This window comes from Adlercreutzia sp. ZJ138 (assembly GCF_011038935.1).
Classification (GTDB): domain Bacteria; phylum Actinomycetota; class Coriobacteriia; order Coriobacteriales; family Eggerthellaceae; genus ZJ141.
Genome location: NZ_JAAKEA010000001.1, coordinates 162,291 through 180,298, shown reverse-complemented (window position 1 = coordinate 180,298; position 18,008 = coordinate 162,291). Strand labels below are relative to the sequence as shown.

At 60.0% G+C, this 18,008-nt stretch carries 18 protein-coding genes and 1 tRNA gene; 16 read left to right on the top strand and 3 right to left on the bottom strand.

Annotated elements, in window-relative coordinates; all coding sequences use genetic code 11:
• Positions 1-3: 3 nt before the first annotated feature.
• The 4 genes from G7Y43_RS00865 (at position 4) to G7Y43_RS00850 (ending at position 3,365) form a co-directional block, all read left to right on the top strand.
• Positions 4-1,062, top strand: coding sequence for a CPBP family intramembrane glutamic endopeptidase (locus G7Y43_RS00865; protein ID WP_165043071.1), 1,059 nt, complete (start codon positions 4-6; stop codon positions 1,060-1,062).
• A 148-nt stretch (positions 1,063-1,210) separates the two neighbouring features.
• Positions 1,211-1,636, top strand: coding sequence for a flavodoxin domain-containing protein (locus G7Y43_RS00860; protein WP_165043069.1), 426 nt, complete (start codon positions 1,211-1,213; stop codon positions 1,634-1,636).
• Between the two features lie 95 nt (positions 1,637-1,731).
• Positions 1,732-1,807, top strand: a tRNA-Thr gene (locus G7Y43_RS00855).
• 361 nt (positions 1,808-2,168) lie between these two features.
• Entirely contained in the window at positions 2,169-3,365 is a 1,197-nt protein-coding gene (locus tag G7Y43_RS00850; RefSeq protein WP_165043067.1) for an ATP-binding protein, read from the top strand.
• 177 nt (positions 3,366-3,542) lie between these two features.
• Here G7Y43_RS00850 and G7Y43_RS00845 read toward each other — a convergent pair whose 3' ends face one another.
• From G7Y43_RS00845 to G7Y43_RS00835, 3 genes are all read right to left on the bottom strand, one after another.
• A complete protein-coding gene (locus G7Y43_RS00845; protein ID WP_165043065.1) occupies positions 3,543-4,808 on the bottom strand; it encodes a site-specific integrase in 1,266 nt (421 codons plus the stop codon).
• Between the two features lie 5 nt (positions 4,809-4,813).
• Complete coding sequence (locus tag G7Y43_RS00840) at positions 4,814-5,200, bottom strand: helix-turn-helix domain-containing protein (protein WP_165043063.1); 387 nt, start codon at positions 5,198-5,200, stop codon at positions 4,814-4,816.
• A gap of 90 nt (positions 5,201-5,290) precedes the next feature.
• On the bottom strand, positions 5,291-6,046 hold the full coding sequence (locus G7Y43_RS00835) for a helix-turn-helix domain-containing protein (protein ID WP_165043061.1): 756 nt from the start codon (positions 6,044-6,046) through the stop codon (positions 5,291-5,293).
• Positions 6,047-6,335: 289 nt separating this feature from the next.
• Here G7Y43_RS00835 and G7Y43_RS00830 point away from each other — a divergent pair, with 289 nt between their 5' ends.
• The 12 genes from G7Y43_RS00830 to G7Y43_RS00770 all read left to right on the top strand — a co-directional run bounded on the left by G7Y43_RS00830 (position 6,336) and on the right by G7Y43_RS00770 (position 18,000).
• Positions 6,336-6,545, top strand: coding sequence for a helix-turn-helix domain-containing protein (locus G7Y43_RS00830; RefSeq protein WP_165043059.1), 210 nt, complete (start codon positions 6,336-6,338; stop codon positions 6,543-6,545).
• A complete protein-coding gene (locus G7Y43_RS00825; protein WP_165043057.1) occupies positions 6,545-6,727 on the top strand; it encodes a hypothetical protein in 183 nt (60 codons plus the stop codon). The genes G7Y43_RS00830 and G7Y43_RS00825 overlap by 1 nt, the downstream gene beginning before the upstream one ends.
• Before the next feature lie 12 nt (positions 6,728-6,739).
• On the top strand, positions 6,740-6,952 hold the full coding sequence (locus G7Y43_RS00820) for a helix-turn-helix transcriptional regulator (RefSeq protein WP_165043056.1): 213 nt from the start codon (positions 6,740-6,742) through the stop codon (positions 6,950-6,952).
• A gap of 139 nt (positions 6,953-7,091) precedes the next feature.
• The gene (locus G7Y43_RS00815; protein WP_165043055.1) at positions 7,092-8,189 is read left to right on the top strand and encodes a toprim domain-containing protein; all 1,098 of its coding nucleotides are present in this window, start codon (positions 7,092-7,094) and stop codon (positions 8,187-8,189) included.
• Complete coding sequence (locus G7Y43_RS00810; RefSeq protein ID WP_165043054.1) at positions 8,189-9,433, top strand: AAA family ATPase; 1,245 nt, start codon at positions 8,189-8,191, stop codon at positions 9,431-9,433. The genes G7Y43_RS00815 and G7Y43_RS00810 overlap by 1 nt, the downstream gene beginning before the upstream one ends.
• 180 nt (positions 9,434-9,613) lie before the next feature.
• The gene (locus G7Y43_RS00805; RefSeq protein WP_165043053.1) at positions 9,614-10,048 is read left to right on the top strand and encodes a hypothetical protein; all 435 of its coding nucleotides are present in this window, start codon (positions 9,614-9,616) and stop codon (positions 10,046-10,048) included.
• A gap of 112 nt (positions 10,049-10,160) precedes the next feature.
• Positions 10,161-10,589: a hypothetical protein gene (locus G7Y43_RS00800; protein ID WP_165043052.1), complete on the top strand. Its 429-nt coding sequence runs from the start codon at positions 10,161-10,163 to the stop codon at positions 10,587-10,589.
• On the top strand, positions 10,573-11,859 hold the full coding sequence (locus G7Y43_RS00795) for a PBSX family phage terminase large subunit (RefSeq protein WP_165043051.1): 1,287 nt from the start codon (positions 10,573-10,575) through the stop codon (positions 11,857-11,859). The genes G7Y43_RS00800 and G7Y43_RS00795 overlap by 17 nt, the downstream gene beginning before the upstream one ends.
• A 298-nt stretch (positions 11,860-12,157) precedes the next feature.
• Entirely contained in the window at positions 12,158-12,307 is a 150-nt protein-coding gene (locus tag G7Y43_RS00790; protein ID WP_165043050.1) for a hypothetical protein, read from the top strand.
• Between the two features lie 506 nt (positions 12,308-12,813).
• Positions 12,814-14,493, top strand: coding sequence for a hypothetical protein (locus tag G7Y43_RS10575; RefSeq protein ID WP_206215063.1), 1,680 nt, complete (start codon positions 12,814-12,816; stop codon positions 14,491-14,493).
• Positions 14,494-15,621: 1,128 nt separating this feature from the next.
• The gene (locus tag G7Y43_RS00775) at positions 15,622-17,079 is read left to right on the top strand and encodes a phosphoadenosine phosphosulfate reductase family protein (RefSeq protein ID WP_206215062.1); all 1,458 of its coding nucleotides are present in this window, start codon (positions 15,622-15,624) and stop codon (positions 17,077-17,079) included.
• 3 nt (positions 17,080-17,082) lie between these two features.
• Positions 17,083-18,000 carry a DUF4007 family protein gene (locus tag G7Y43_RS00770; RefSeq protein WP_165043044.1) on the top strand — a complete coding sequence of 306 codons (918 nt, stop codon included), beginning with the start codon at positions 17,083-17,085 and terminating at the stop codon, positions 17,998-18,000.
• Positions 18,001-18,008 lie beyond the last annotated feature (8 nt).

Below are 18,008 nucleotides of genomic sequence, written 5' to 3'. Positions count from 1 at the left end.
GTTATGAACGCAAATCGCGAATCGGAAGCAACCGAGCAAGAAACTGCCTCCGCCAACGATTCTTTCACTAACGACAACAACCGTGATGAAACGTCAGCTAGACTGCTCGTACTGCTTTTCGCAATCGCGTACACCACTTTCGTGATGAACACGTTGCCCGCGACCACGCTCGCCGAGGCAACCATTCAAGAAGCACTGCTCGCCCTACCCCTGTTGTCCTTTGTGCTGTTCGTTGACCAAAACCTCAAGAGATGTGGCATCGCCACAGAAACGGCTGTCACTACCAGCGCCGCTCCCATATCTGACAGCGCAAAGAAGCATAACGGCAGTAACACTCCACACCGCAGTGACCACAGCGAAGGCAGAGAAAGCAGCGAAAGCGCTTCCGACTCGCAGTGTAAACGTGTCAGCACCGCCAGCACGCACATTACCCGCACGCGCCGCGCTGCCACCGTCGCAGTAGGTCTGATGATCGCAGCAGCGTGCATTGGAGGAATTGCAAGCATCGTGTTTCCCAACCCGCAGGTGCACGCGCCCACTGATCCCCTTGCGGCACGCATCGCGCTTGCTGCGGCGCTTTGCCTGCTCACCGGCGTATTCGAAGAACTACTGTTTCGCGGCATTGCCTTTACGGCATTCGAAAGCGCCTTCTGTTCGTGGCGTTCTGTTCGAAACCCCGCTCACGCTGCAGCAATTGTACAAGCGGCGTTGTTTGCCCTTCTGCACGTTTCCCTGCAAGATGCTCTGCTGCTCGAAAGCCCTATCGCGGGCGCGCAAGCCCTGTTGAAGATACTGCAAGCGTTCCTGTTCGGCATGATTATGGCGGGTCTTTTCGCACGAACCAGAAGTTTGCTGCCTTGTGTTGTCGCGCATGCCGCGTTTGATTGCCTCTACCTTGGCCCCGCCTTCAGTGCCAGTGGCATGGTAAGCGTATCGTATATGTCGGGATCGCTTCCCGATCTTATCGCGCTCACAGCGAGCACTGCGCTTATTGCTTGCGCCGCATGGCTCACACGCAGTTGGCTTGGCGCCCAAAATGCCACGAGTCGATACATTTTGTGACCTTTGTCGACAAAATGAGCGTTTCGAGAAGGCTTATCGCTTTGGTTCGGTAGTATTTGCTTGAACGAACCATAAGTCCGGTCCTCCAGCTCCGCACTACGGAGCCACGCCAATAGGACGCGGCTGAAATCGCATGTGGGAGTTGTGAATGAGCAACGTTGCAGTTGTGTACTGGAGCGGCACCGGCAACACCGCCGCCATGGCAAGGAAAGTTACCAAGGGTATCACGCGCGCTGGCGGCACCGCCGATACTATGATGGCGCGCGACTTCTCGCCAACCAAGATCGATACCTACGACGCATTCGCATTCGGCTGCCCCGCCATGGGGAAAGAGCAGCTTGAGCAGAAGCAATTCGAGCCTATGTATGCCGAGGTCGAACCGCTTCTAACAGGTAAAAAGGTGGTTTTGTTTGGGTCGTACAGCTGGAATCACGGCGAATGGATGAACATCTGGAAGAAACGCGCTGAAGATGCGGGCTTGAACGTAGTGGGTACCCTCATCGTCAAGGATCATCCGGGCATTATGCATAGTGGCGATTGCGTTCGCCTGGGAGAACTGATCGCGAAGGCGTAAGGCGGGCGTTAAGCTTTTTCGCGAAGATACCTTGCAAGGAATCAAGCGTTTCGCTATACTTCATGTTCGCGCTTGGGGCTTTTGCCCAACGCCGTGCCAACGTGGCTCAGCTGGTAGAGCAGCTCACTCGTAATGAGCAGGTCAGCGGTTCGAGTCCGCTCGTTGGCTCCAGAAAAATCGCTGGTCAGATCTAACTCTCTGACCAGCTTTTTTGTGCCCATGAGAGTGACATTGACATATAATAGCGGTCACAGTTATTGTTCTTAGTACAAAAGCTCCTGAACGGTGAGTCATCGCCTATCTCGGGAGCTTTCGTGTTTTATCTAGGGTTAATACCGTGCTCCAGGTGCCGAACCAGGCACCGACCGGCGCCGAAGAGAGACCGCACCCCCCTAACCGTTGCTACCAAAACGGATTACTAGCTGAACGTGACAATAGGGTCACGTTATTGCCACAAGGTGTCTCTTGATTTTACGCAGTATATTGAGTAAATTTACTCAATATTGTTCGAAACAAAAGGAGGCTACCCACGATGTTTCAGCGCAAGATCGTTGCAACCATTGCGGCAAGAATGCAAGAGGACGACAATCCCCTCTTGCAGGTAGTGGCAGGCCCCCGCCAAACCGGCAAATCAACCGCAATCGCTCAAGCGCTTGACCAGGTCGAAAAGCCATTCCTTTCGGCAAGCGCTGATGACATAATCACTCCCAACATAGATTGGTTACGTACGGAGTGGCAACAGGCACGCAATCTGCAGCGCAACTCGGAAAAGCCAACAATCCTCGTACTCGACGAGGTACAGAAGGTGGCCGGCTGGCCCAACGCAGTGAAGGGGCTCTGGGATGCCGACCAACGCGAGCAACGCCCCCTGAAAGTCATTTTGTCTGGCTCATCGAGCCTACTTCTACGCAAGGGCTTGGAGGACTCGCTTAAAGGGCGCTTTGAGGTGCTACGATCCACCCATTGGAGCCTAGCAGAATGCCGGAAGGCGTTCGGTTTCACGCTCGACGATTTTCTGTTCTTCGGGGGCTTCCCAGGCGCCGCGCGGCTAGCCGACGACGAGAGGCGCTGGCGCGCGTACATGCGCGACTCGATTATCGAGCCGACTATCTCCAACGATGTGTTAGAGCAGGAGGATGTGCGTAAACCGGCACTCATGAGAGCACTTTTTGAACTAGGCGCACGCTTCTCTGCTCAGGAACTCTCCTACAACAAGATGCTCGGACAGCTTCAGGATGCTGGAAACACAGCGACGCTGGCGCATTACCTCACACTGCTCGACAAGGCAGGTGTCCTGCGCGGCCTGGAGAAATACGACCCGAAGGCAGTCAAGCGCAAAAAGTCCTCACCGAGACTCATGGTCTACGATACTGCACTTATGACCGCAGCATCCGGCCGCGCTAAGGAGTTGTTGCTCAGCGATCCTGAACTGCGCGGCCACCTTGTGGAAAGCGCCATCGGAGCCCGCCTGCTCGCTTTGGGGCCGGACTTAGGCTTTAACGTGCACTGGTGGCGCGAGGGCAACAACGAGGTAGATTTTGTCCTTGAAGGCGAAGGCAAGCTTGCAGCGATCGAAGTGAAGAGCGGTCGAACAAAATCCCAGGGCGGCATGGCAGTGTTCTTGCGTACATACCCCGAAGCAACGCGCATCGTAGTCGGCGGCAGCGCTGCGGGCGCAGTCTCGATCGAGGACTTCCTCCTTGGCGACGTAGCCCTCCCCTGGTCGTGACAATAGTGACAATAGGGTCAGGACCCTATTGTGTGTTGGGATTGTAACTGAAACCCGCTTGCAAGGATGCAGGTAGATGGCTTGTTTTTGGGTTGGGGCGTCTGTCTACATCCTTTCGGTAAAGAAAAAGTCAAGAATCGTGCCCGCATGGCGCTCGCATCACTTCGCACCGTTTTACTACCCGGCGAGCATGTATGCTTTCTGTATGACATCCATGGCCTCGCGCTTGGACTTCATGTTGACGTGCGTGTAGATCTTGAGCGTGGTGTCTGGGCTCTTGTGACCGGCGAGGTGCATCATCACCGATGGGTGCACACCCTGAGCGGCAGCAAGACTTAAAAACGAGTGGCGCAGGCTATGAAGCGTCCAGCCCTCAAGGCCGTACTTCTTGCAGTGACGGCTCCACCATTTGCTGAGCGCCTGGGGCTGGGGGCGCTCTCCGTCGTCGTTGCAGCAAACGGCCACCTTTCCGTCAACGTCGTAGAGCTGGCCGTCAACCTCGACACACCCCGCCGGGCGCACGCCGGCGCACAAATCAAGCGGGATGAGAAGCTCTGGGTGATACTTGGCAAGCGTGCGCACGACAGCCGCTTTGCGCTTCATGAGCGCGGACGCCAGCTGCTCGGGCATGGGCAAAAGGCGAAAGCCCGCCTCGGTCTTGGGCTCTTTGAGGGCCGCGTGCTCATCGGTTGATGCGTGCACGTTTACGGTACCGCCTTCAAAGTCCACATCCCCCCACGAAAGCCCCAGCGACTCGCTGCGGCGAAGGCCGAGTGCTGCGCACAGAAGCACGGCGCACTGCATGCGCTGCGCCGGGTCGAGCGACGCGATGAGCGAGCTGTAGGCGGCAGCGGTAAGCGATGCTTTCTCCTTGGTGTCCTTCTTCGGCGCAGGGACCTTTTCAAGCGGGTTTTCACCCACGATGCCCTTGTCTTTGGCGCTTTGGAACATGAGGAAGGCAGCCAGGTTGATGTTGTAGAGCGTACGCCCCGAAAGTGGCTTGCCGGAGAGGCTTTTGCCGGCGCGCAGGTCGATGTAGGCCGCTTCGATAATATCGGGCGTGATCTCCTGCAGCTTGAGGCCCCCGATGCGGTATGCGAGCGCATTGAGAGAGCTGCGCATGTTGCTGGCGGTGCGCTCTTGGATCTCGCCGGCGGCGATGCGGGCGCTCACGTAGTGTTCGGCGTAGTCGTAAAACGTCCAGCCGCTGCGCTTGATAAGAGTGCCGCCCTCGATTTGGGAGACGAACACGCGCAGTTCGCGCTGCGCCTGGGTGTAGGTGCCGTCGAAGTTTTTGGCCTTCTGGCGGTACTTGCCGGTGTGTGGGTCCTTGCCGAGGCTCACGACCAGGCGCCACTTGCGGCACTTGCTCTTGGGCTTCTTGCCGTCTTTTCCTTTATCGAGCTGGAAGATGCTGCCCTTGCCGTTGGTCTTTTCTGCCATGGCGATCACCTGGACCGCTGGAGCGCGATGAGCTGGTCTCGGAAGGCCAGAAACTGCAGGTACTCGTCGAAGCGCTCCTTGCCGCCCGCCGAAAGCGTGCGGTAGGCGGCGGCAAGGTCGCGGCCGTCTTCGCCTGCGGCCGCATCGCGGCCCACCACCGCGTCTATGGAGCAGTGGAGCTTGTCGGCGATGGCCCACGCGGCGCGAAGGGGTATGCCGCTTTCAGGGTCGCTTAAGTTGCGCTCGTAGCGCGAGTAGGTGGTTGCGGGGATGCCGAGAACGGCTGCGAAGTCCCTGCTGCTGCGATATCCTGCGGCGCGCCTAAGCTCCGCAAGCGGGGAATTGGTGCGGACACGCGCCGGGACGCTGTCCATGCGGGTATCTGATGCCATATAATGACACCGTCCTTTCTAGCTGCGATCTAGTTGGACTAAGGCCTCGCAGGTGTGCCACCACGTGCGGGGCCAAACTTGGCTTTTTGCCTACTCGGTAAGCCGCACGCCGTAGTACTCGACGGTCGTACCGTTGAGGAACGAGCTGCGGCTGTGCAGCCGGTCGTAGGCTTCCATGACTCTTGCTATCACCTCCTCGTCCTTTTTCGCGTACTCCGCATCCATCTGCGCCCGCTCTTCGGCGAGCATGGATTCGATCTCCTCTTCCGACCACGTCTTGGCCGTACCATCAGAGTCGATGTATCCGCCGCGCATCTCCTCTTCCAGACCCTCTACGTGGAGGTCGATGCCGGGCTTGCGCTTGGCGGCCGCCTGGTCGCGCAGGAACAGCATGAACGCCATGCGCTCGTCGGCCGGAGTGTCGAACTCGACGACCTCGCCGAAGTCCGCCCTGTCGTAGAGCACCTGGCGGAACGCCCGCTCGTGGAACTGGCAGAGGCGCTCGTACTTGCCGTCGTCTTGAGCCTTGCGCCGCTTGCGGACGTCCGCGTCTTTCATGCGGGCGAACTCGAGGAAGTCATCTAACAGGGCGCGGGTCTCGGGCAGAAGGCCGTCGTAGAAGTCCTGCAGCACGCTTGTGCCGGAGGTGACGTGTGCGCGTCCGACGACCTCGTCTATGGAGCAGCCGAGCAGATCGGCCATGGCCCAGGCGTGCTTGAGCGGGATGCTTTCGGGGTCGCGGTCGTAGCGCGACATGCTGGAGGTGGCGATGCCGAGCGCGTCTGCGAACTCCCGGGCGCTGCGAAAGCCCTTCTCCTGCCGTAGGTCCTTGATGCTCTTCGCCATTTCCTCGTCCTTCCAAATGTGTGCGTTTTGTGGTGGTGCGCTGTCTTCTGCTTCGTCGTATAGTTCAACACTACGCAACAGATTATACCACCTCGCAACGAAACAAACAATGCGCTTAGGTCAATCATACCATATATTTCAATACGTATTAGCTCTAGTGGGATTTCTTGTGCTACTCTATGGCAGCCGACGCACCAGAGCGAACCGGAGTTTTACGGTGCGCACCAAAACTTTCGGCTGGGGCGGAGGTGAGCAGCTAGAAAGGATTGTTTCGACGAAAGGAAGCACTATGGGAAACAAGTTCGAGGAATTGCCGCTGTTTTTGACGCCGCAGCAGCTGGCGCATCTGACCGGCGAGCACGTGAACTCGATCAGGCGCGGCATCACCGAGGGCCGCATCCCTGCCGACAAGGTGAACGGGCGCTGGCGCATCTGCCGCGACGCCGTGTTCGCCAGGGCCAAGGAGGGCCTGCTGTTTGGCGAGAAGGTGGAACGGTGATGGAGCGTGTACTGAGCGAGCACGACAGAAGGATATGGGACCTGCACATGCAGGGCTTTGCGCCCTCGGCCATCTCTGAGATGACGGGGACGGAAAAGAGCGCCGTGCGCGCCGTGATAGCGGGTATCTGGCACGACGACAAGTCGGCCGCAAGGGCCGCCAGGCGCACCCGCAGGGTGTGAAGGGAGGCTGCCATGCTGAGGATAGAGAGCATCTGCGAGCGGCGCGGCACCCAGGCGGCGATTGCGCGGGCCACCGGCATTTCGCGCCCGGCGGTGTCGCGCATCGTGCGGGGGCTGGAGCCGCCCTACCCCAAAAGGGGGCGCGCGATAGCGGCGGCCGTGGGCTGGGCCGGCGACTGGCGCGAGCTGTTTGCGGAGGTCGACGAGGAGGGAGGGCAGATGTGAGTGCCTTATATACAGGGCGACCCGCAGCCGCGATCTTGGCGGACGCGGGGCTGTGGGCCGCCGGTTGCCGGAGCTTTTCGCTCTGCGAGAGGGATTATAGACCTTGCGGCAACTTCCACAAGCGCAGGGAGGTGGCGGCATGGTGACCGAGACCGACAGAGAGGCGCTGCGCGGGCTCATGCCCGAGCTTTTAAGCGCACGATGCGGGATCACCGACCTGCGGCGGTCGTTTCGATGCCCGAGTCCTGCGCACGAGGACCGTGACCCATCGGCGCACTACTACGCCAAAGACAACACCGTGCACTGCTTCGGGTGCGGCAAGACCTGGGACGTGTTCTCACTCGTCGCCGAGCTCGACGGTGTTGATGGCTTCGCCGAGCAGGCCAGGGCTGTGGCAGACGCCGTGGGATATCGTTTAGGCGATGGCGGTGAGAGGGGCGGCGCGCGCATGCCGAGGTCGAAGCGCAAGCCCAAGCCGCGCCCTCCCTTCGACCCGCCGCGCGAGGCGGGAGGTGCGAACTGCGCCGAGGCGTGCGGCAACGCGTTCGCGCACCTCTACAGCGCCGAGGGCGACATCGGGCGGCGCTACCTGAGGTGGCGCGGCCTTGACGACGGGGACGCGGCGGCCTTCGGGCTGGGGTTCACGCGCGACCCTCGCGAGGTCATGCCGGAGTTTTCCGTGTACGAGCCCAGGGCGCTCGGCTTCATCACCATACCGTTTTGGAACAGGGACTTCTCGATAGCCAACTACTGCATGGTGCGCACCGTATGCCGCCCGGGAGACGCGCGCAACAAGGAGTGGCGGCCGCGCGGGCTGGCATCTCCCTTGTGGCGCGAGTGGCTGCTTTCGGTCGGCGCCGAGCAGGTGTATGTGACCGAGGGGCTGATCGACGCGATGGCGCTTGCCAAGATCACGGGCGGCGACACGGTGGCCCTGGGAGGCGTGGCAAACGCAAAGCGCCTAGCGCAGGTGCTCTACGCGACGCCGCCGGAGCGCAGGCCTGCGAGGGTCACCGTGGCGATGGACGAGGACGACGAGGGGCGCAGGACCCGCGACAGGATCTGCCGCGACCTGGACGTGCTTGGGGTGCCGCACGCCGTGATGCCGCCCTATCCGGGCGGTGCCAAGGACGCCGACGAGTACCTGATGGCGATGCGCGGCCGCGAGTGGGAGTTTGAGGTGCGCGAGCCGAGCATTCAGACCGGCTACGACCTGTATTACACGAGGTGGCTTTGATGGGCGCTGCCAAGGACGCGTACATGCAAGACGTGGAGGCCGCCAACGACGCGGCCTCCGTTGTCTCAGAAAACGTTGCGGCAGCAAGCGCCTCTTTCGGGCTTCCCCCCTTCGAGGCCGCCATCGTCATCCCCGAGGAGCTGCCCGAGATGCCGGCCGAGATCGTGGAGGGCGTGCTGCTGGAGACGCACAAGATGCTGCTCACGGGACCTTCCAAGGCGAACAAGACGTGGGGGCTTATCAACTTGGCCGTGAGCGTGGCGACCGGTGGCTGGTGGATAGACTTCAAGTGCGCCCGGCGCAAGGTTCTCTATATAGACCTGGAGACCGACCGCCGCACGCTGCAGAGGCGGATCTCGACCGTGAGCGCGGCCAAGGGCGCAGACGCGGGGGCCGTGCGCGAGAACCTGGCCGTCTGGCCGCTTCGCGGCAAGAGCTGCGGGCTTGCGGAGATAGCCGCCGAGCTCTTTGCTAGGTGCCGCGTGGGCGACTTCGGCATGGTGGTGATCGACCCGGCGTACATGGTGCAGGACGGCGACGAGAACAACGCGCGCGACATCCGCGAATTTTTCGCCAAGCTCGACGAGATCTGCGTGAACCTGGGATGCACGGTGGTCATAAGCCACCACCACTCAAAGGGCGCCCAAGGGTTAAAGAGCGCCATTGACCGCGGCAGCGGAAGCGGCGTGTTCGGGCGCGCGCCCGACGCGGTGCTCGACATGACCGAGCTTGTGCTGGAGCCGGGGACGCTGGAGGCGGCGCGGCAGTCCGTGAGGCTTGCGGCGGCAACGCATCTGACCGGCTGGCGCATGAGCTTCACGCTGCGCGAGTTCGCGCCGAGGCCGCCGCTGGACGTGTGGTTCTGCTTCCCGCTGCATGAGGTGGACCGCACCGAGCTTCTGGCTGACTGCAAGCCGAACTACGGCGGGGTGTCTGAGGCGCGCAAGCTCCGCTGCGAGGCCGAGAACCTGGGCAAGGTGGCATCGCTCGATGCCGTATGCGAGAAGCTGATCGGTGCGGGCACGAGCTGTTTGCGCGACGAGGTGCGCAGGGCGCTTAACTGGAGCCTGCCAACCGTGAGGCGCTGGCTTGATGAGTCGGGCCGCTTCGAACAGGAGCTCGACCCGAAGACAGGGCGTGCGCTCATTGTTCGCACGGACGTGAATGATGCGGCAACTACTGGATTTTTAGGCGATACCGCAAACAGCGGAGAGGGGGTGCAAGGTGTCCTTCCCATGGCCTGAAAGGGTGCAAATTTTCACGTTTGAGGGGGGTAAAAAAACCCTTATATATAGATTTTTTTATGGGGAGGGGGATGTGTGTCGGGGACGAGACGCCCCGACCACACACCCCCGCACCCTTCCCGTGGGGCTTGAGGGGGTCAAAGGCTTTCAGCCTGGTTTTCACCCTGGGCGGTGGCGGCTATGAGCGGCAGGGCGTGGCGGGAGTGGACCACGCGCGAGATCGACGTGATGCGGGCCCACGGGCACCTGGGCGTGGGCGCCGTTCACGACGCGCTGCTTGCCGAGTGCGGCACCGACCGTTCCGTCCGCGCGATTGAGAGCCAGGCGAGCCGCTGCCACGTGAGCCTTAAAGTTCAGCAGGTGTGCCCGGAGTGCGGGGTGGTGGGCGTGCGGCTGAATAGGCAGAGCGGGATGTGCCCGAAGTGCACCGAGGCGATGCACCTGGCCGAGGAGGTCGCGTTCAACGAGGTCCTGCAGCGGGAGCGCGAGGAGAAGGCAGACGTGCGCGAGGTGGCGGCGATACGGCGGGAGCGCGACCGGATGCGCCAGCGCAACAGCAGATTGTGCCGCAGGTACGGCCTTCCGAGCCGGCGCGAGCGGCAGGGCGGCAGGTGAGCGCGGGGGTGCAAACGGCGCAAAGGCTAAGGGCTTTTCACCCTTTCACCCTCCTGTTCGCCCCGAGTTTGTGACGCGCGGGGACTATGCCACCTTGAGGAGGTGGCTGACCATGCCGGCAAAACTTAAACTCACATACGCGCTTGTGGAGCAGATCGTCGAGCTCAAGCGAGACGGACTGTGCGACGCTGACATCATCGCAGCTATTGGCGTTCACCAGGCGACGTTCTACCGCTGGCTCAAGGAGGGCGAGAACGCGAAGACCGGGGTGAAGCGCGCGTTATACGAAGAGCTAAAAAAGGCCGAGGCGCAGTACAAGAGGTGCCTGCTCACGACCATCAAGTCGGCTGCGGCATCCCGCGCCCAGTACTGGACCGCTGCCGCCTGGCTGCTTGAGCGCAAGTACCCGATGGAGTACGGACGGATGGAACGCAAGGCAGATGAGGGCGAGGGAGCGCCGGTGCAGCTCACCTTGGGGTTGGTCATCGAGCCCATGGTCGACGACGAGGGCGGCGAGGGCGGTGATGGCAGTGGCGACTGACGTCTCCGACTTCGTCATCCCGCGCTTCCACCCGGTGCTGGGAGATGTGATGGCGCACGGCCACACGCACTACTGGCTGCCGGGCGGGCGCGGCTCGACCAAGTCCTCTTTTATTTCCATTGCGATTGTTCTTCTCATCATCGCGAACCCTAAGGCTAACGCGGTGGTGGTGAGACGCTTCTCCAACACGCTGCGCGATTCGGTCTACCAGCAGATACAGTGGGCCATAGAGGTGCTGGGGCTTGAGGGGGTGTTTCGGTGCAGGGTCTCTCCCATGGAGATCACGTACATGCCTACCGGGCAGAGGATCGTGTTTAGAGGGGCGGACGACCCGCTGAAGCTCAAGGGCGTGAAGTTCACCAAGGGGTATTGCTCGGTGGTGTGGTTCGAGGAGCTGGACCAGTTCGAGGGAGTGGAGGCGGTGCGGAGTATTCTCAACTCGCTGCGGCGCGGTGGGGATAGGTTCTGGATCTTTTATTCTTACAATCCGCCGAAGACTATGTGGTCGTGGGTGAACGTTGAGCGGCTGGAGCGTGTGCGGCGCGACGACACGCTGGTGCGCGGGAGTTCTTACTTGGACGTGGTGGAGACGCACCCGGAGTGGCTGGGCGCGCCGTTCGTGGAGGAGGCGGAGTATTTGCGCGACACGAACGAGCAGGCTTGGCGGTGGGAGTATTTGGGCGAGATCACCGGGACGGGCGGGGCTGTGTTCGACAACGTTCACGAGGCGAGGCTTTCCGATTCGCGCATCCGCACCTTCCAGAGGGTGCGAAACGGCGTGGACTGGGGCTGGTTTCCGGACCCGTGGCGGTTCGTGCGCTGTGCCTGGGAGCCTGACGCGCGGCGGCTTCTTGTGTTTGAGGAGCACTCGGCGAACAAGATGATGCCGGCGGATACCGGGCGCATCGTGGTGGATGCGCTCACCTTCCCCGACGAGGCGGGCGCGGAGGCGTACTTCCACGACCAGATGGTGTGGTGCGACGACACGCCCGATTCCAAGGTGCAGATGAACGTGTGGCGGCGCGAGCTGGGGATTCGCGTGCATGCGGCGCGTAAAGCGCGGATGCGCAGGCTTTCCTACGAGTGGCTGGCGGGGCTGCGCGAGATTGTGATAGACCCGGAGCGGTGCCCCTTGACCTTCTCCGAATTCACGCTCAAAGAGTTCGAGCGTGACCGCGACGGGAATTGGATTGACGAGATTCCTGACGGCAACGACCATTCCATCGACGCGGTGAGGTATGCCATGATGGATGATGTTTTGCGGGGGTAGGCGGTGAGGGCTCGTCGCCGCCAAGACAAAGAATTTGGCTTGGCAGCTGGAGGGCAGACGCCGTTAGGTGGCTGCCCGACTGCGAAGCAAGACACATGAAATGTGGCTTGCGTAGCCCACGGAAAGACCGCGAAGCGGGCTTGGAGTGGCCTGGAGTGACACCGAAGGTGGCACGGAAGGTGCGGAGTGTGACCCCGCAGGGCTTGCGCTGATTGACCTTCATTGACTGAATGCGTTTTGCGCAAGACCGAGGAGGCACACGGAGCTGCAGAGTAAGACTTGGCGGCAATGCCGTGGCGTGGCGGCTTTTCGCTTGCGCTTGTGCGGCATTGGCGGCAAGGCTTATGGAGCCATGGAGCAAGACATTGACGGCGATGCGCGGATGATTCGCATTGCCGCTTTTCTTTTTGCGCATTGCCGGCAAGGCTTATGGAGCTGCGGAGCGTGACAGCTTGCTGGCACGCGCAGCTAGAGCCGAGACGCGAAGCGGGTTGGCGGCCAAAGGGCAAGACCCCGCAGGGCGAGCCAACGGAGGGTCATTGAGATTCGGGCTAATGCGAGCCCGAGGAGGCTTGCCCGACATGGAGCCGAGACGCGAAGCGGCTTGGCGACCGAAGCGCCGACTTCAGGCGGCGCGGAGTGGAATGTAACGCGCAGTGGCACATGGAACTGCGAGCGACGAAGCGCGAGCCTGCTTATGCAGCTGCATTTCGCAGCCGTATGAGCAGAAGCCCTGGCAATAGCTGGGAAAGTGGCAATGGTTGGTATAGAGGGATAGAGACGGACGCGCTTTGATTGGCGCGCATGGGCATGTGCGATACGGGCGCGAGGGACGCTGAACGGATGGGGCGCGGGCGCCTCCATGGCCATGGTGGACATATCTGGGGCGAAGCGGATTGTGACGGCGGCGGACACTTCACCTTGTTTGCTTGATTGGCAGAAGGGGGTTTCCGCATGGGCGTGAATGGGCTGGACGAGTATTGGGTGCCGGAGCATGTGAAGGACTATCTGAGGCGGCTGGGGTTTGTGCTTCCGCTGGATGATATGGAGCCTTGGATTAGGTCGTGGGATGACTGGATGGGCGCCCGTGGGGACTTCTACGACTATCGCGACAAGGACGGGATGGGGCGGGTGTACGCGGTCCATCGTAGGAGCATTCACCCTGCCATGCGCGTGTGCAAGGAGTGGGGGTCGCTTCTGCTGAACGAGAACGTGCGGGTGGTGTGCGAGGACCAGGGGGCGACAGAGTGGATCAACTCGTTCTTCTCCTCCACGAACTTCATGAGCGCGGCGCAAGCGACCGTGGTGAGGGCCTTCGGTCTGGGGACCGGGGCATGGGCATTGTGGCTCGACCTGGGAAAGCGGAAGGTTCGCGTTAGGCACTACGACGCTCGCATGGTGATACCGCTCACGTGGGACGAGGACGGCATTACCGAGTGCGCCTTCGTCACGCGGGCCTTCTACCGCGGAAAGGCCGTTGATCAGCTGCAGATGCACTTGCTCGGCGGCGGCTTGTCTGAAGGCTTGCCGCCTCTGCTCGGGGAGGCGGGGCATAGCGGGGGCGCCTCCGGGGGATCGTCGCTTCTGGCCGGTGGGGCGAAGGGCGGCGGGGGCTTCTCGGCTGTTACTCACTCCTCGTCTGGTAAAACAGGTCACGGCGCGCCCTTCTCTCCTGGTGAAATGGAAAGCGGTGTGGGCTTCTCCACAGAGTCTTCCCCGTCTTCACCTTACGCGGCTTCCCATGGAGGCGCGAGAGGGCTTCTCGCCGTGGAAAGCGAGGAGACGTACCGGATTGTCACCGTGTGCTTCGACCATGAGGGAAATGAGCTCGCACCTGTGGGGATCCTGCCGGTATACGACACGGGGTGCCCTTTCCCCACCTTCGGCATCGTGAAGCCGGCGGTCACCAACACGCGCGTGGACATGTCACCCTATGGTCAGAGTGTGTTTGCGGACGCGGTCGACGCCGTCCAGGCGGTGGACCTCACCTTCGACGCGCTCATCAACGAGATCGACCTTAGCAAGATGAGGGTGTTCCTTTCCGACGTGCTCTTCGACCGCGAACAGGACGGCAACAAGAACGTCACCATCCCCTTCGGTAAGCAGGACTGCACAGTCTTCCGCAAGGTCATGAGCACGGAAGACACCATCCAGGAGTTCGCGCCTGCGCTTAGAACCAATGGGCAGATCGAGGCGTTTCGCGTGGCGTTGCAGATGCTCGGTGACCTCTGCGGCTTCGGCATCAGCTACTTCGACTTCGACAACACCGGGTACGTCAAAACTGCCACGGAGGTGAGCTCGGATAATTCGGCGCTCATGCGCAACGTCCGCCGGCACGAGAACAGCCTGGAGGGGGCGATCGTCTCCATTACAAAGGCAGTCATGCACACGGCTCGGGTGTTCGGGGAGAACATCCCCGACGAGGGGGAGGTGCGCGTCCAATTTGACGACAGCATCATCCAGGACACGGCAGCCGAGAAGGAGCAGGACATGCGCGAGGTGGGCGTGACGATGTCCGCCTGGGAGTATCGTGTCAAGTGGTATGGCGAGGAGGAATCGGTTGCACGCGCTCGGGCGGCTGAGGTCGGCACGGGTGCCTTCAAGCGGGACACGATCACGAACGGAGTTATCTGAGGCGGTCTCGGCATTGGTGACGCGATCTCTGGTGCGTAAGGATTTCGGCTGGTAGCGGGCTTCAGGTGAGGCTGCTTGGAGCCCGTATTCGCTAGCTTTTGAGCTGGTGAGGTTGGGTTGCGGGTTGGCGTGTCGTGGCCCTGAGATGGCTCCTGGCGGGCGCTGTAGGGTGTCGGCTGCTGGTGGAGAGGCGGGAGACGGCGACTGAGGGCGTGCGGTGGCAGCCGGATGAGCTTTGCGGCGAGTGTTTGCCGCCCGCGCTGGCTGCTGGACTGGACGGGCGCGAACGAGCCGGATAATGCAGCAGACCGGACGACCACGCGTAGGGTGTGCGCCGCTGGCCGGGCGTGACGCATGACGGACGCGCGCCCCCATAAACCTTGCAGCAGGCCAGATGGCGGCGTAGGGCGGGCTGAGCACGCGGCCGAAAGCAGACCGCGCAAGCGGGCTGCTGTAGGCGCGTATGCGAAGACCGACCGAAGCCGACAGCTGGCCGTGAGGAAGACTTCCATGGGCGCGTGGTTGGCATGTGGCACGAACGGCCCGAGCGCACACCCGGAGCGTGGGCGGCCGGTCTGCGGACAACCCGAGGTTGGTAGCGCCCGTCCAGTCCAGCAGCCAGGGATGGCGGCAAAACAAATTCGAAGCGATGAGACTTACGACACAGCGAAATGTGACAACCAAGAACGCCCACGAGTCGAATCAATCGATAAACTAATGCTTGCCTTTCTCGTGGAAACGGATAAGCTGTTTATTTTGCGTACTTGACTTTGCTCACGAGATGGCATATTCACTTTTCTCCGCTCTCTGATAGAATTTGAAACGCTGGAAGTCGACATCCAAGGTTTTGAGTTTTGAGCGGAGAGGAACGTGTATTGCACGAGATGTAATCGCTATACGGACAACGAAAGATGTCCTGAATGCAATATGGAGACGCTAGAAGAAGCCCCCCATGTCGTATATTGGTGCGATTCGTGCAGGGTGCCTATCATCCACATCCCCTCAGGAAACAAAATACAGTGTCCTACCTGCGGAAACGAAGCGAAGTATTTATGCGCCGACATTAGGCCGGTATTTCCCGAAGAGCGACTACTCTTTGAAATACTCTCAGCAGAGCCATACGTGTATATGCGCGAATCAGTGTGGGCCATTGGAAGCAAGTACTACGTTAATGGCGAACCCCATAACATAACCATTGCTGAGATTCAGTCTTTCGATCCCGTCGAGGTAAGAGAGAAACTTGACCGTTACGCCGAGGGAAATGACGACACGGATTTCCGCCATTACGTAAAAGCATTTGTAAAAGCTAATCGCGCCCACAAGAACGAGATTGTTCACGAAGCCTGCGAATTCATTGTTGAAGCTTCGAAAGGGTACCCCGACGAAAACCTTGTGGTGTCATTCTCGGGAGGAAAGGACTCTACCGTTACAGCAGATTTGGCTGTACGGGCGCTCAGCAATCCTTACCTCGTGCACATATTTGGGGACACTACACTAGAGTTTCCTAGCACAATCGAATATGCCGAGCGGTTTCGGAGTAGCCACCCATTGGCCGTCTTTAAAACCACCAAGAATTACGAGCAATCGTTCTACGACGTCGCTGAAGAAATTGGGCCACCCGCACGCATGATGCGATGGTGCTGCTCGATGTTTAAAACTGGACCGATATCACGTGCGTTCAAGGGCTTGTTCGGTGATCAGCCGATACTCACCTTCTATGGTATTCGTAAAGGAGAATCGGTTTCCCGAAGCAAATACAACAGGATCGAAGATAGCGCCGAATCGGTTAAGATCCAGCGCCAGAAAGTGGCTGCCCCAATCTTCTATTGGAATGACATCGACGTCTGGCTCTACATTCTCGCTGAGGGCGTTGACTTCAACGATGCTTACCGGCTTGGTTACGAACGTGTGGGGTGCTGGTGCTGCCCGAACAATAACCCACGCGCACAATTCCTCTCCCAGATATATATGCCCGAAGAATCGGAGAAGTGGCATACGTTCCTTGTCGACTTCGCTCGAAGAATCGGAAAGCCGGATCCCGAGGTATATGTGGACACGGGAAAATGGAAGGCACGTCAGGGCGGCAACGGCGTGACGGCCGCATCGTCTGTGCAGGTAGATGCCAGCCACTGCGCAACGGAGGACAATGCCATGATCTTCTCCCTGGAACGGCCGTTTTCAGAGGAGTTGGTTGGCCTTTTCACTCCCATTGGGGACTACGCACCCGATCTTGGACGGAAGCTTCTTGATGAGCGATTGTTTGTTGACCCCAGGACAAGCGAGCCGGTAATCGCGGTCATGCCGTTTATCCAGCCTGGATATGAGCATGCTGTAAAGGTGCGGATACTCCGCGACAGCGATTCGGAAACACTGCTTAGGCAAGCAAAGTATCAGGTCGTTAAGTACAACGCCTGCAGACAATGCTTGAAATGCGAATCATTGTGTCGCTTCGGCGCGATAACAATAACCGGCGACGGGTATCGGATAGACCCAGCGAAATGTGCTCATTGCAAGCAATGCGTGACCGACAAGTACCTAGAAGGTGGCTGCCTCATGCGCAAATATCTGAAGACGAAGGACGAGTAGCCCATGCAAATGAAGTTTAAGGCACATCAGACATTCGCCATACGCAAGGGATGGCTTGGAAAAGGGCTAAGAGGCGTAGAGGAAGTCAGCCCTATGTTGTTGATGCCAAGCAGCAGCAAAGAGGCGATGGACGAGCTCGGCCTTGGCTCAAACCAAGTTGTCGCATTGCGTTACTGGCTCGAGACTGCCGGCCTGATTGAACGGGTGCGGAGGAATCGGGAGCACGATCTGACTGAAACCGGGCGACTGATACTCGAAAACGACCCATACACCGAAGAGGTTGGCACTCTGTGGGCGCTTCACTGCAACATAGCGTCTGCGCAGGAAGACGCGGCATCCTGGTACTTCTTCTTCAACGAGTTCAAGATGAACGTATTTGGGAAAGATGACTTCACTCACGCGATTGGGCGATACATATTCACGCACAACGATAAGTCGAAAGTCGCGCTAACGTCGCTCGACTCCGACTTTAGCTGCATTCTTAATACCTATATCCCGCATGATCGAACCAGCAACAAACAGGTATCTCCCGAGAGCGTCATAGACTGCCCCCTCGGAGAGCTGGGACTTGTGGATGTCGATAACCGTGCCGCAAGAACATATCGCAAGAAGCCCGCGAACCTGAGTGTACTACCAAGCCTGCTCGTGTTATATGCGATGTGCCCGACACGCAAGCAAATGGAGGCAGACGGGTATACCGCCGAGCGTGAAATCAAGCTCGAGACACTCCTCGACGGCCCTTGCATGCCTGGACGTGTCTACAACCTCGATTCGGTCGCATTGCTCACGAAACTTTACGAGCTTGAAAGTGACGGCCTGCTCCGTATTAACCGGACGGCAGGGCTTGATGTGATACGGCTCACGGAGCCAGGGATGACCAAAGAGGATTGCCTGGCAAGCTACTACGAGATGATAGGCTAGGGGGTGGT